This is a genomic window from Gordonia sp. NPDC003424, from assembly GCF_053588655.1.
In genome coordinates this window covers 201,666-214,235 of record NZ_JBSFQJ010000003.1, presented here as the reverse complement: position 1 = coordinate 214,235, position 12,570 = coordinate 201,666, and the positions used below count along the sequence as shown (strand labels likewise).

13 protein-coding genes are annotated in these 12,570 nt (G+C 68.8%); 12 read left to right on the top strand and 1 reads right to left on the bottom strand.

All coding sequences use genetic code 11. The annotated features are described in order from the left end of the window. Window positions 1-5: 5 nt before the first annotated feature. Complete coding sequence (locus ACWDTI_RS06055; protein WP_449737141.1) at window positions 6-662, bottom strand: GNAT family N-acetyltransferase; 657 nt, start codon at window positions 660-662, stop codon at window positions 6-8. Window positions 663-965: 303 nt separating this feature from the next. On the opposite strand from ACWDTI_RS06055, the gene ACWDTI_RS06050 reads away from it, so the two are divergent. The 12 genes from ACWDTI_RS06050 (at window position 966) to mraY (ending at window position 12,570) form a co-directional block, all read left to right on the top strand. Beyond that, window positions 966-1,244 carry a DUF4242 domain-containing protein gene (locus ACWDTI_RS06050; protein ID WP_449737140.1) on the top strand — a complete coding sequence of 93 codons (279 nt, stop codon included), beginning with the start codon at window positions 966-968 and terminating at the stop codon, window positions 1,242-1,244. Continuing rightward, window positions 1,241-1,600 (top strand): DsrE family protein, encoded by a 360-nt coding sequence (locus ACWDTI_RS06045; RefSeq protein WP_449737139.1) that lies wholly within the window; start codon window positions 1,241-1,243, stop codon window positions 1,598-1,600. Before ACWDTI_RS06050 ends, ACWDTI_RS06045 begins: the two co-directional genes overlap by 4 nt. Window positions 1,601-1,670: 70 nt before the next feature. Then, the gene (locus tag ACWDTI_RS06040; RefSeq protein ID WP_449737138.1) at window positions 1,671-3,230 is read left to right on the top strand and encodes an HD domain-containing phosphohydrolase; all 1,560 of its coding nucleotides are present in this window, start codon (window positions 1,671-1,673) and stop codon (window positions 3,228-3,230) included. A 123-nt stretch (window positions 3,231-3,353) separates the two neighbouring features. Then, window positions 3,354-3,827, top strand: a complete 474-nt coding sequence (locus ACWDTI_RS06035; RefSeq protein ID WP_449737137.1) for an SAV_6107 family HEPN domain-containing protein — start codon at window positions 3,354-3,356, stop codon at window positions 3,825-3,827. A gap of 197 nt (window positions 3,828-4,024) precedes the next feature. Next, entirely contained in the window at window positions 4,025-4,429 is a 405-nt protein-coding gene (locus tag ACWDTI_RS06030; RefSeq protein WP_449737136.1) for a DUF3040 domain-containing protein, read from the top strand. A 406-nt stretch (window positions 4,430-4,835) separates the two neighbouring features. Continuing rightward, window positions 4,836-5,276 (top strand): division/cell wall cluster transcriptional repressor MraZ, encoded by a 441-nt coding sequence (gene mraZ, locus ACWDTI_RS06025; RefSeq protein ID WP_449737135.1) that lies wholly within the window; start codon window positions 4,836-4,838, stop codon window positions 5,274-5,276. Between the two features lie 214 nt (window positions 5,277-5,490). Beyond that, the gene (gene rsmH / locus ACWDTI_RS06020) at window positions 5,491-6,432 is read left to right on the top strand and encodes a 16S rRNA (cytosine(1402)-N(4))-methyltransferase RsmH (protein WP_449737412.1); all 942 of its coding nucleotides are present in this window, start codon (window positions 5,491-5,493) and stop codon (window positions 6,430-6,432) included. Beyond that, entirely contained in the window at window positions 6,429-7,271 is an 843-nt protein-coding gene (locus tag ACWDTI_RS06015; RefSeq protein ID WP_449737134.1) for a hypothetical protein, read from the top strand. The genes rsmH and ACWDTI_RS06015 overlap by 4 nt, the downstream gene beginning before the upstream one ends. A gap of 21 nt (window positions 7,272-7,292) precedes the next feature. After that, window positions 7,293-9,212: a peptidoglycan D,D-transpeptidase FtsI family protein gene (locus ACWDTI_RS06010; protein WP_449737133.1), complete on the top strand. Its 1,920-nt coding sequence runs from the start codon at window positions 7,293-7,295 to the stop codon at window positions 9,210-9,212. Between the two features lie 106 nt (window positions 9,213-9,318). Beyond that, window positions 9,319-10,947 carry a UDP-N-acetylmuramoyl-L-alanyl-D-glutamate--2,6-diaminopimelate ligase gene (locus tag ACWDTI_RS06005; RefSeq protein ID WP_449737132.1) on the top strand — a complete coding sequence of 543 codons (1,629 nt, stop codon included), beginning with the start codon at window positions 9,319-9,321 and terminating at the stop codon, window positions 10,945-10,947. After that, entirely contained in the window at window positions 10,944-11,408 is a 465-nt protein-coding gene (locus tag ACWDTI_RS06000; protein WP_449737131.1) for a UDP-N-acetylmuramoyl-tripeptide--D-alanyl-D-alanine ligase, read from the top strand. Before ACWDTI_RS06005 ends, ACWDTI_RS06000 begins: the two co-directional genes overlap by 4 nt. 67 nt (window positions 11,409-11,475) lie before the next feature. Further along, the gene (gene mraY, locus ACWDTI_RS05995; protein WP_449737130.1) at window positions 11,476-12,570 is read left to right on the top strand and encodes a phospho-N-acetylmuramoyl-pentapeptide-transferase; all 1,095 of its coding nucleotides are present in this window, start codon (window positions 11,476-11,478) and stop codon (window positions 12,568-12,570) included.

The following is a 12,570-nucleotide window of genomic DNA, read 5'->3' as shown; positions in this document are numbered from 1 at the left end:
TGACGTCACCGATACTCCGCGTGCTCGGCTACGGTCAGCGGGAGTCGTCGTCCGAGGAACGCGAACGGCCGCGGATCGCCGGTGAACGTGAAGTGGCGCAACACGTCGGCGAAGCCGAGGCGACGGTAGAGCGACCACGCCCGGTTGTCCTCGGCCGGGATCTCCGGGGTGGAGAGCAGCACCGCGCTCTCCGGCCGGCCGGTGAGCAGGGTGCCCAGCAGCCACTGGCCGATACCGTGTCCCTGCGCTGACGGGTGGACGTGGAGTTCGGTGAGTTCGAAGTAGTCCCGGGTGATCGCGTCGACATCGGCGTCAGACCGCCCCGATTGGCGCAGGCCGATCCGGAGCTGCTGATTCCACCACTGATCGCGGGCGCCCCGGTAGCCGTAGGCGATGCCGACGAGCACCTCGTTGTCGGTGGCCGCCACCGGGCGGACAAGGCGTCGCCGGGCAGCACCGGGGCGGTGGATCTCGGTGGGCGACATCGTCGCGACCGCCCCGACGCCACGCCATCCCGGTCGCGAGATGTGGTCGCGCCACAGCGGTGCCCGATGCGACTCGGTACCCCGGGGATAGTTCATTGCGGTGACATAGATGTCGAGCGCGGGGTCGAGCCAGATGCGCGAATCCTGCCCGGTCAGCTCAACGAGGCGGATCGTCACCGAACGTCAGTCCTCTCGTCTCGCCGGGTCGGTAGGTCTTGAAGGTCGGCGACCTACCAGCTATATTGAATAGGTCGAACGGGTGTTCGATTGATCAGCCTCCGCAAGCTGTTCTGCCCACCCGCCGACAACCGATACCGGGGTGGGGCTGACGGGGGAAGACGTCTGTCCCACCCCGGTCTCGTTCTCGGTGGCCCCTTCGGAAATTGGGGTCAATGCCTCATGTCCGGGCGCTCAGATCGGCTTAGGTTCGAGAGGACGGCGACATCGGGTCGTCGACCTCGAGTGAATGGAGAACCTGCCATGCACACCTATCTCATCGACCGGACGGTTCCCGGCGCCGGTCAGATGGACTCTGCCGCACTCGCCGAACTGTCCGGTGCGTCGAACAAAGTGCTCCGCGACCTGGGGCCCGACATCCAATGGGTGCACAGTTACGTGACCGACAACCGGATCACGTGCATCTATCGGGCCGAGAACGAGGAACTCATCCGTGAGCATGCGCGCTGCGGCGGATTCCCGATCGACTCGGTGCAGCAGATCCACGCGGTCATCGATCCGACGACGGAGAACGCACGATGAGCCGGGCCGCGATCACCCTGGTGACCGGTCTCGAGGACCCCGAGAAGGTGATGGTGGCGCTGCTGACGGCGATCGCCGCCGCCGAAGGCGGTCGGTCCACGCTGATCTTCCTCACCAAGGAGGCGGTGCGCCTGGCGGTCACGGGTGTCGCGACCGGCACCGCGTGTGACGGATGCCCCCCGATCGAAGAGTTGATGAACCGCTATGCGGCCGCCGGCGGGGAGTTCATCGCCTGCTCGGTCTGTGTCAACTCCAAGAAACTCGACCCCGACACGTTCGTGCCCAACGCGCGGGTGGCCGGCACGGTCCAGCTCTGGGAGTGGATCGGAGACGGGGCGACCACCTTCAGCTTCTGACGCGACCTGCGCCCGTCGGCGAAAACACCGGCCGGGCCCGAAGTCTCGGCGCAAGGGCGACAATCCTTGTATGGCGCCACCCGAGCGGCCACCGCGTCGCGTCGAGATCCTCGCCGGACTGTCGGTCGCCATCGACCTCGGCCTCGGCCTGCCGGCCGAGCACATGCTCCGGTCCGCGATCATCGCATGCCGATTGTCGGATCGCTTGGGGCTCAGTCGCGCCCAGCGCGCCACCATCTTCTACTCGACCCTGGTGATGTGGATCGGCTGCCATGCGGACTCGCAGGAGTACGCCCGGTGGTTCGGCGACGACATCGCGGTGCGCCGCGAGTCATACCTCGTCGACTGGTCCGGCCTCCCGTACATGCGGTTCCTCCTGGGCCATGTGGCGTACGGCGAACCCGTCGGCACACGGATCAAGACGATGGCCACGCTCATGCGGGACGCACGAGGGCAACTCGGCACGATAGTGCATTCGCACTGCATGTCGGCGGCCGCGCTCGCCGAGCATCTCGGACTCGGCGACGACGTCGCACGGGTGATCGGGTTCACCTTCGAGCGTTACGACGGCAGCGGTCTGCCCGACGGCGTGTCGGGTACCGACATCCCGATCGAGATACGGGTGGCGCAACTCGCCGACACCGCCGAGGTACACCAGCGCCTGTACGGGACCGACGGGGCGATCGCCATGGCACGCAGCCGTCGTGGCGGACAGTTCGATCCCGTCGTCGTCGACGCGTTCATCGCTGCGTTCGTCGACGGCCCGGACGACGTGTTCGGGGCCGACGACGATCCGCTCGCCGCGGCGCTCGACGTCGCACCGGACGCAGAGACGCGACTCGACGGGGACGCCTTCGACGCCCTGCTGATGGCCATCGGTGATTTCACGGACCTGAAATGCCCTTTCACCCTCGGTCATTCGCGTGCGGTCGGCGCACTCGCCGCGGCCGCCGGCCCGCTCGTGGGGTTGCCGGAACCCGAGGTCGACCTGGTTCGGCGTGCGGGTTATGTCCATGACGTCGGACGATTGGGCGTCAGCAACGCGATCTGGTCCAAGGCGGGCCCGCTGACGCCGGCCGAATGGGAGCGGGTACGGATGCATCCGTACCTCACCGACCGCGTCCTGACCAGCGTCCCGGGTCTGGCCCGGCTGGCGGTGGTCGCGCGCGCCCACCACGAACATGTCGACGGGACCGGTTATCCGCTCGGCCTCGGTGGGGCCATGTTGGGTCGGCCCGAGCGGCTGCTCGCGGCTGCGGTGGCCTATCAGGCCGCACTCGAACCGCGCCCGTACCGTGACCGGCTGACACCGCACGACGCGGCGGAGCGGCTGCGCCGCCGGGCCGCCGCCGGGGAACTGGACGGCACGTGCGTCGACGCCGTCCTCGCCGCGGTCGGGCACCCGCGATCCCGGATCCGGCGGACGGACGCACTGACCCCGCGGGAGGCCGAGATCCTGGGCATGGTGGCGCGCGGGATGTCCAACCGGGAGATCGCGACGCACCTCGTCCTCAGTGAGAAAACCGTCCGCAACCACGTCGAGCGGACCTACGCGAAGATCGGTGCCTCCAACCGTGTCGGCGCGAGCCTCTACGCGTTGCAGTGCGGTCTCGCCGGGCCCGACGTCTGAGTGGTCCGACCAGCGGGGCCACCTGGGTCACCGGTGCCCGCATCGGCCGGAAAGGATTCCTGTCGTACCCGGGTTGTACAAAGCAGAAGTACGCACTGCGCTTCTGCGAGGAGGTGACCGACAATGGTCAGGCCGGTCCGGACGACACACACGGCCGACATCGTCGACCCCGTGGTGGTCCGTCGCAGTCGGGACCTGCTCGAGCGGGCCGAGCTCCTGTTCGACAATGCCGACGGGATCGAGGACTCCGCCGAACGGTTCCGGCAGTACTATCTGACCGCCCTGCGCGCCGCCGGCGCGGCGATCGAGGTGTACGAACCGTCGAACCGGCCGGCCCGCCGGCGTGGATCGCGCAACGCCTGGAACCGGTTGACCGCGGTGGCACCCGAGCTGGCCGACGCCGTCGGATTCTTCGCGGCGCACTCGTCGACCCGCTCGGACATCGAGTCGGGGCTGCGGCGCTCTGTCGGGGCCGACATCGGGATCACGATGCGCCGGCACGTGATCGAGTTGCTCGACGCCGTCGAGGAGCTGCTCATCGCCTACGAGCAGGGCAAGTTGCCCGATCAGATGGTCTCCGACGACCGGACGGCGTGATGTCGCGTCGTGGTGCAGCCGTGAGGCCGCTGAGATTTCCGACCCAACCTGGGGTAATGGTGGTAGCCGGATGAATCAGCTCGTATCATGGATTTACCAGGCCGTAGTCGGCGGCTGAACGGCATCGACAACGCACGTGATCGTGATCGGAATGAGCACGTGGTCGGGGGCCGATGGAGTTGAGGTTAGGAGGGTCGGTGCCTCTTTCGGAGCACGAGCAGCGGATGCTCGAGCAGATCGAGAACGCTCTGTATGCCGAAGACCCGAAGTTCGCGTCGAGCGTCAAGCGTCGGCGCCTCGGAAGGTCGAGCGGCCGTCGTCGGCTGCAAGCCGCTGTCATCTTTGTCCTCGGACTGGTGCTGCTCGTCGGGGGACTCATCGTCGACGTCAAGATCGGCGGATTCCCGATCATCAGCCTCATCGGATTCCTGGTGATGTTCGCTGCGGGGCTGTTCGCCCTGTGGGGTCCGGGTGGCAAGATCTCCGGATCGTCCAACCAGGGGCCGGGCCGCGGCGGCAAGGCTCCACGCGCCGGCGGTCCCAAGCGCAAGTTCTCCGAACGCATGGAGGAACGATTCAACCGGCGCTTCGAGCAGGACTGAGCGACGTGCTCGCCGGGTGACGCCCGGCCCATGACCTGACAGCAGGCCGCACACCGATGGTGTGCGGCCTGCTGTCGTCTGCGCCGGATCGGGTTCACCGGAGCCCGCCGGCTCCCCACCATGCCCCACGACTTCCCCCCACTTCGCCCCACCGAGGGTGAATGGTCACTCCCACCAGCCTCTTTGTGCTGATTCAATCCCTTCTGCCTCATGCTCGGCGACCTCGGACACGCGCGTCTCCGAACTTCTCCCCACTCCTTTTCTGCCCTCTGAACTGCGCATATATTCACGCATGGCGCCCCATGGGGGTCAATGGGGTGGAAAGTGGTGGAAAGTGGGGTACTGTGGGCATCACTGGATGAGGCGGAACCGGACCGCCGAACCCGGTGGGGCAGGAGGTGCTGACGTGTCCGCTCGGTTCGTCGGCACCTACACGCCCAAGCTGGACGACAAGGGGCGACTGACGTTGCCCGCCAAGTTCCGCGACGCGTTGGCAGGAGGTGTCATGGTCACACGAGGCCAGGACCGCAGCCTGTCGGTGTATCGAGCCGAGGAGTTCGATGCGATCGCCGAACGGACCATGGCGGCATCGCGGAACGATCCCGAGGCGCGGGCCTTTCAGCGGGTGCTCTTCGCGAACACCGACGAACAGCGCCCGGACGGGCAGGGACGAGTCACCCTGTCGGCCGACCACCGGACCTACGCGGGCCTGGCCAAGGAGTGCGTGGTGATCGGTGCGTTCGACCGCCTCGAGATCTGGGACGCGGCGGCCTGGCGTGCCTACTCCGAGGAGCACGAGGAGAGTTTCTCCACCGCGGGTTCGGCGTCGCTGGACACGGTGCTCTAGCGAGCCGATGAGCGTGGCCACACAGGTGAATAGAGGATCGGGTGGGTCGAGGCCTCGGCCCGGGACGACCCTGGCGTACTTCCCCAACGCCAGGTGCGTGATCGGGCCGAGACCCCGACCCATCACCGTTTTCGCCACACGGAGGAGGGGGTCGGTGAGCACATCGGATGACGGGCCGGGCCGGCGCTCCGGCGAGCACGGCCACGTCCCGGTGATGGCCGAGACCATCGTCGAACTCCTCGATCCCGCCCTCACGGGTGCGGGCAGCACCGAACCCGTTTTCGTCGACGCCACCCTCGGTGCCGGCGGGCACACCGAACTGATACTGCGCACCCACCCGTCGGTGCGGGTCGTCGGCATCGACCGCGATCGCAACGCGTTGGCCATCGCCGCCGACCGGCTCGCCGCCTACGGCGACCGGATTACCTTCCACCAGGCGCGATTCGACGAGATCGGCGACGTGCTCGCCGATGCCGGCATCGACCGGATCGACGCCGCGCTGTTCGACCTGGGCGTCTCCTCGATGCAACTCGATCAGCCGGACCGCGGATTCGCCTACGCCGTCGACGCGCCGCTGGACATGCGCATGAACAACGACGACACCCTCACCGCCGCAGACGTTCTGAACACCTACCCGCACGGCGAGCTGGCCCGCATCCTGTCCGAGTACGGCGAGGAGCGATTCGCCGGGAAGATCGCGTCGGCGGTCATCCGCGAGCGTGAGCGCGAACCCTTCACCACCAGTGGACGACTCGTCGAACTGCTGTACTCGACCATCCCGGCCGCGACCCGGCGCACGGGCGGGCATCCGGCGAAGCGGACGTTCCAGGCCCTGCGGATCGAGGTCAACCACGAACTCGACGCACTGCGCCGCGCCATCCCGGCCGCGCTGGCCGCCACACGGGTCGGCGGTCGCGTGGCGGTGATGAGCTATCAATCGTTGGAGGACCGAATCGTCAAGCGCGAGTTCGCCTCTCGTGTCACCTCGACGTCGCCGGCCGGACTTCCCGTGGAGCTGCCCGGCTCGGCGCCGGACTTCCGGTTGGTCACCCGGGGCGCGGCACGCCCGGACGAGCGTGAACTCGAAGCCAACCCGCGCTCGGCCCCGGTACGGGTACGAGTGATCGAACGCGTCGACGAAAAGGATCGATCATGACCGTACTGGACGACCTCGACGTCTCCGAGCGGGAGGGCACGGACCTCGACGGTGAGCGACCGCGGCGCGGACGCGTCGGCGTCGCGGGGGAGCGGGCCGGCCGGTCGAAGTCCGCGCAACGGGCGATCGACCGGCGCCGCAAGCGGATCGAAAAGGACGGCGATGCGCGGCCGGCCGGACGGGTGGTCCCGTCGTCGCCGAAATCTGCGGTCTCGCTGCGTGACCGGGTTGCCCGGGTCCCGTTCGTGATCCCGGTGATCGCCCTGCTCGTGGTCGGTCTGGGCACCAGTCTGTGGCTGTCGACCAAGGCCGCGCAGGATTCCTACCGGCTCGGTGTGGAACGTCAGCAGAACCAGGCGCTGGTCGACAAACGCGATTCCCTCAAGCGGGACTACGAATCCGGGGATTCCGCGCCCGAATTGTCCGACAAGGCAACGAAGTTGGGTATGATCCCGGCGTCGAATCCGCCACGGATGATCGTCGGTGCCGACGGGAAGCCGCGACTGGTCGGCGATCCGCAGCCCGCGCAGGGCAAGGGCATGCGGACGATCAACCCGCCGATCGGCCCGGACCCGGTCTCGACCATCGATCCCAAGAAGGTCGACGACTCCGAGGGTCTGCCCGGAGGCTCGACGGATTCGGGCACCGCGCAACCGAATTCGACAAGTCCGGCACCGAGCACCGCGCCCGCACCGAATGCGGGACCGACGACCACCAGCCCCGCGCCGAATGTGGGACCCGAGGCCGCCGCCCCGGCGCCGGGCGTGACCGCGCCGGCCCCGAACGTCTTGCCGACAACCCCCAACGCGCCGGGCGCACCTCCGACGCAATCCCGGTAATCCCGTGGACAATTGGCAACCATGACACGTGCCGTCTTCCAGCGCCTCGACGCGGGTCCGTCCGGGCGCGGCCGAGATGGTCGCACTCCTGCAGGGGGTTCCTCGTCGTCGCGAACCGGCGGGACGGGCGGGCCGCGGGGTCCGCAGGGCTTTCTGGGCCGCAGTCGCGTGGCGGGCGTCATCGTGATCCTCGCCGTGGTGGCCGTCGCCGTCCGGATGATCATCGTGCACACCATCGAGGCGTCGTCGATCTCCGCCGAGGCCGCCCAGCAGCGGGAGTACACGCAGGTCCTCACGGCCAAGCGGGGAGCCATCCTCGACCGCAACGGACGCCCGCTCGCCTACACCGACGAGGCGCGGGCATTGACCTTCCTGCCCAAGGCCGTTCGCAAATCCATCGAGGACGCGCATCGCAAGGACGCGACGCTGCCCGACGTCGACAAGCGACTCGGCGAGATCGCCAAGGGGGTGTCCTCGGCGCTCGGCGGCTCGATCAGCGAACAGGACCTGCTGACGAAACTCCGCAGTGACGACACCTTCGTCTATCTGGCCCGATCGGTCAGCCCGGAGACCGCGAACAAGATCATCTCGGACTATCCGGAGGTCGGCGCCGATCCGCAGAGCATCCGGCTCTATCCCGGCGGATCGCTGGGCGCCAACATGATCGGCGACGTCAACTACGACGGCAACGGCCTCATCGGCCTCGAGGCGTCACTGGACTCGACACTGGCCGGCACCAACGGTTCCAAGACCTACGACCGTGGTTCGGACGGCGCGACCATCCCGGGCAGTACCCGGAACGTGCATCCGGCCATCAACGGTGCGGCGGTGCGGCTGACGATCGACTCCGACGTCCAGTGGTTCGTGCAGAGCCAGGTGTCGGCCGCCAAGGCGGCCTCCGGCGCCCGTAACGCGTCGGCGGTGGTGCTCGACGCGCACACCGGCGAGGTGCTCGCGATGGCCAACGACAACACCTTCAACGCGTCGGAACCGTTGAGCGAGCAGAAGAAAGCGGACCTCGGCAACCGTGCGGTCACCTCACCGTTCGAGCCGGGGTCGGTGAACAAGATCATCACCGCGTCGGCGGCCATCGAATACGGCGTCACCACCCCGACCGAGGTTCATCGCGTCCCCGGCAACATCCACATGGCCGGCGTCACCGTGAACGACGCGTGGTCGCACGGCATGGAGCCGTACACCACCACCGGGATCTTCGGGAAGTCGTCGAACGTGGGCACGCTGATGCTCGCCCAGAAGGTCGGGGAGAAGCGGTTCGCCGACATGGTCAATCGGTTCGGCCTGGGGCAGCGCACGGGTGTCGGGCTGCCGGCCGAATCCGCCGGCGAGGTCCCCGCCCTGAGTCAGTGGTCGGGCGGCTCGTTCGCGAACCTGCCCATCGGGCAGGGACTTTCGATGACCCTGCTGCAGATGACCGGCATGTACCAGGCCATCGCGAACGACGGTCTGCGGATCCCGCCGCGCATCCTCCTGTCCGAACAACGCGACGGAGGCCAGCCCGAGGCCGACCCACGTCCGCAGGGTGTGCGGGTGGTCCGCCCGCAGACCGCGGTGATCGTGCGCAACATGTTCCGGGCGATCATGCAGTCCGATCCGATGGGATATCAGCAGGGCACCGGTTACAAGGGCGCGGTGGCCGGCTACCAGACGTCGGGCAAGACCGGCACCGCCCAGCAAGTCAATCCGAACTGCGGCTGCTACTCCAACGACAGTTACAACATCACCTTCGCCGGCATCGCGCCGGCGGACAATCCGCGGTACGTCATCGGCATCATGCTCGACAATCCGAAGCGCAGCTCGGACGGCAGCGGCGGCCAGTCGGCATCGCCGATGTTCGGCACGATCGCCTCCTGGATGCTGCAGCGGGACCGGGTGCCGCTGTCCGCGCGACCGGCGCCGCGCCTGATCCTCGAGGCGCACTGACGACACGTCCCCGGCTCCCGATCGCACTGACGGTATCGTGAGTGCGTTCTCCGGCCGCCCGTGCGGCGGCCGGATGCGGATGTTCAGACAGGCGGGAGAGACAACGATGGCGTCCACTCGCCGCAATCGGGCAAAGGCCGGACCGAAGGCGGGCCCACTCCGGCCGGCCGAGGTCGCCCCCACCACCGTGTCGGTGTTGTCGGCGGCCACCGGGGCGCGGATGGATCTCGTCGGGTCCGTCGATGCCGGCACCGAGGTCACCGGGGTGACGTTGCGTGCGCAAGAGGTGGCACCGGGCGACCTGTTCGCGGCGCTGCCGGGCGGCCGGACCCACGGCGCCCGATTCGCCGACGAGGCGGTCGCCGCGGGCGCCACCGCGATCCTCACCGACGCGCAGGGCCGCGCCGAACTCGCGGGTGTCCTCGGCCCCGACGTGTCGTGCGCGGTGCTCGTGCATCCCGACCCGCGGGCGGTGCTCGGGCCGGTCAGCGCCCGGATCTACGGCTATCCGTCGCAACGTCTCAAGCTGATCGGCATCACCGGGACGTCGGGGAAGACCACCACGTCGTACATGGTCGAGGCGGCGCTGATGGCCGCCGGGCATTCAGTCGGTCTGATCGGCACCGTGCAGACCCGCATCGACGGAGTCGCCCAGCCCAGCACCCTGACCACCCCTGAGGCGCCGACGCTGCAGGCGATGCTCGCCGCGATGCTCGAACGCGGGGTGGACGCCGTCGTGATGGAGGTGTCGAGTCACGCGCTCGCGCTCGGACGCGTGGACGGCGCACACTTCGCGATCGGCGCGTTCACCAACCTCTCGCAGGACCATCTGGACTTCCACCACACGATGCGCGCCTACTTCGACGCGAAGGCCCGGCTGTTCGCGCCGGCGTCGTCGACGCACGCGGTGCGCCCGGTGATCTGCGTCGACGGCGAATGGGGGCGACGCATGGTCGACGTGGCCCGGGCCGACCCGAAGTCGCATCCGGTCACCGTGTCCACCGGGCCGGTGCCGGCGCACTGGCACGCCGGGCCGTCGACGGTGGACGCCGGCGGCGTCCAGCACGCGACCTGCACCACCCCGGCCGGCGGTACCGTCGACCTGACCGTCCCGCTCCCGGGCCGCTACAACGTGGCCAACGCCGCGCTCGCCGTCGCGATCGCGACCGCGGCCGGGGTACCGACGACCACCGCCGCCGAGGCGATCGCACACGTCGCGGTCCCCGGCAGGCTCGAACGCATCGACCGTGGACAGGACTTCCTCGTCGTCGTCGACTACGCCCACAAGCCGGCCGCCCTCGACGCGGTGATCGCGACCCTGCGCGACCAGACCCGGGGGCGTCTCGCGGTGGTGGTGGGGGCCGGCGGCGACCGGGACACCGGCAAACGACCCATCATGGGTGAGATCGCGGCCCGCGGCGCCGACCTCGCGATCATCACCGACGACAACCCGCGCAGCGAGGAACCCGCCGCGATCCGGGCCGAACTGCTCGCCGGGGCCCGCGGCGCCGACGACACCACGGTCGACCTGCGCGAGATCGGCGATCGCGCCGACGCCATCCGGGCGGCGATCACCTGGGCGCAGCCGACAGACGTGGTCCTGATCGCGGGCAAGGGGCACGAGACCGGACAGGAGATCGACGGCGTGAAACATCCGTTCGACGATCGGGTGGTCGCCGGGGAGATCCTCGACGAACTGATCGGCGCGTCGAGCAGCCCGAAGGCCTCCGGATGAGCCCGGTGGCCGACCTGATCGCCGTGTCCGCGCCGGCCGGTGTCGACGAGGTCCGCGCCCTGTTGCGCACCCTGGCCGAGCGGGGTTCGGCCGTCCGTGCGCAGGCCCCGGACGCTGTGGTGCGCACGTGGGCGATCCTGGGGGAGCTGGTCGTCGAGGGGGATCCGCCGGAGAACGAGCGAGTCGTCGAACACGATCGGCTCGGTCGGCAGGCGGTGCGCCTGGCCGTCGACAAGACGCTGTGTGTGGGCGACTCGCGTGCGGTGCGTGCATTGCATCAGGGCGCCGTTATGGAAGGCTCCTGGGGAGACGAGGTGCGCATGGTCGCGACCGTCGCCGACGCGCGCGAGCTGCTGACGTCGACGCCCGACTGGTCTCCGGCGGCGACCGACGTGGTGCTGATCGCGGGGAGTGATCCGGCGCTGGCCGCACTGGCCGATGTGTGGGGCGGCGACCGGTGACGACGAGACGAGTGGGGATGACGAGGACAAGGATGAGCACGCGGATGAGCACGAGGGGTCTGAGCCGGTGACCCAGATCCTGATCGCGGGCGGCATCGCGCTCGCGGTGTCGATCCTGCTGACCCCGATCCTCATCCGGCTGTTCTCCCGGCAGGGCTTCGGTCAGGAGATCCGCGTCGAGGGGCCGGAGAGTCACCAGACCAAACGCGGCACGCCGTCGATGGGCGGGGTGGCGATCCTGGCCGCGTTGTGGGCCGGCTACGTCGGCACACACATCGTCGGCGTCTTCATCGGCGGTACCGGGGTCACCGCGTCGGGTCTGCTGATCCTCGGTCTGGCCACCGCGCTCGGTGCCGTCGGCTTCCTCGACGACATGATCAAGATCCGCAAGCACCGCAACCTGGGGCTGAACAAGACCGCCAAATCGGTCGGGCAGTTCGTCGCCGCGATCCTGTTCGGCGTGCTGGTGCTGCAGTTCCGCAACGACGCCGGCTACACCCCGGCCAGCGCACACCTGTCGTACGTGCGCGACATCGACGCCATCTCGATGTGGCCCGCGGTGTTCGTCATCTTCTGCTGGCTGATCGTCGCGGCCTGGTCGAACGCCGTCAACTTCACCGACGGACTCGACGGCCTGGCCGCCGGGTCGATGGCGATGGTCCTGGGCTCCTACGTTCTGGTCACCTTCTGGCAGTACCGCAACGCGTGTACCGGCGGCCCCAAGGCGACCGCGGACATCACCCCCGGCTGCTACGTGGTGCGCGACCCGCTGGACATCGCGCTCATCGCGGTCGCCGGCGGCGGCGCCTGCCTGGGTTTCCTGTGGTGGAACGCCGCGCCGGCCAAGATCTTCATGGGTGACACCGGGTCGCTGGCGCTCGGCGGCATGCTCGCCGGCATCTCCATCTGCACCCGCACCGAACTGCTCGCCGTTGTCCTCGGTGCCCTGTTCGTCGCCGAGATCATCTCCGTGGTCATCCAGATCGCCTTCTTCCGCACCACCGGGCGCCGTGTGTTCCGGATGGCGCCCTTCCATCACCACTTCGAACTGGGCGGGTGGGCCGAGACGACGGTGATCATCCGGTTCTGGCTGCTCACCGCGATCGCCTGCGCGCTCGGCCTGTCCCTGTTCTACAGCGAGTTCCTGGCCGTCAGTGCCTGA

What these genes read in the sequence shown, in the direction of transcription:
- ACWDTI_RS06050 (WP_449737140.1), top strand. Translation starts at nt 966, where the DNA reads ATGCACACCTATCTCATCGACCGGACGGTTCCCGGCGCCGGTCAGATG.
- ACWDTI_RS06045 (WP_449737139.1), top strand. Translation starts at nt 1,241, where the DNA reads ATGAGCCGGGCCGCGATCACCCTGGTGACCGGTCTCGAGGACCCCGAG.
- ACWDTI_RS06040 (WP_449737138.1), top strand. Translation starts at nt 1,671, where the DNA reads ATGGCGCCACCCGAGCGGCCACCGCGTCGCGTCGAGATCCTCGCCGGA.
- ACWDTI_RS06035 (WP_449737137.1), top strand. Translation starts at nt 3,354, where the DNA reads ATGGTCAGGCCGGTCCGGACGACACACACGGCCGACATCGTCGACCCC.
- rsmH (WP_449737412.1), top strand. Translation starts at nt 5,491, where the DNA reads ATGGCCGAGACCATCGTCGAACTCCTCGATCCCGCCCTCACGGGTGCG.
- ACWDTI_RS06015 (WP_449737134.1), top strand. Translation starts at nt 6,429, where the DNA reads ATGACCGTACTGGACGACCTCGACGTCTCCGAGCGGGAGGGCACGGAC.
- ACWDTI_RS06010 (WP_449737133.1), top strand. Translation starts at nt 7,293, where the DNA reads ATGACACGTGCCGTCTTCCAGCGCCTCGACGCGGGTCCGTCCGGGCGC.
- ACWDTI_RS06005 (WP_449737132.1), top strand. Translation starts at nt 9,319, where the DNA reads ATGGCGTCCACTCGCCGCAATCGGGCAAAGGCCGGACCGAAGGCGGGC.
- ACWDTI_RS06000 (WP_449737131.1), top strand. Translation starts at nt 10,944, where the DNA reads ATGAGCCCGGTGGCCGACCTGATCGCCGTGTCCGCGCCGGCCGGTGTC.